General features: G+C 42.5%; 1 protein-coding gene. It reads left to right on the top strand.

What is annotated here, in order from left to right; genetic code table 11:
* A partial coding sequence (locus AVJ20_RS18215; protein ID WP_162689830.1) for a cytochrome d ubiquinol oxidase subunit II occupies positions 1-266 on the top strand: 266 nt, incomplete at both ends.

The following is a 266-nucleotide window of genomic DNA, read 5'->3' as shown; positions in this document are numbered from 1 at the left end:
TTGGATGGTTTTAGGGGGCGCAGGCTTATTTGCGGCATTTCCATTGGTGTATTCGACTGTGCTTTCTGCGCTGTATATGCCGATTATCTTAATGGTCATCTCACTGATTTTCCGTGGTGTCGCCTTTGAGTTTCGTTTTAAAGCGAACCGCACCAAACATTTATGGGATCAAGCGTTTATTTGGGGCTCGATCTTGGCATCATTCTTCCAAGGTATGATTTTAGGTGCTTATATCCAAGGGATTGAAACCACTAATGGTATTTATA

The sequence above is a fragment of the Acinetobacter sp. CFCC 11171 genome, assembly GCF_003268405.1.
GTDB lineage: Bacteria > Pseudomonadota > Gammaproteobacteria > Pseudomonadales > Moraxellaceae > Acinetobacter > Acinetobacter amyesii.
Note: the sequence above shows the minus strand (reverse complement) of the source record. Positions and strands in the feature narration are given on the sequence as shown.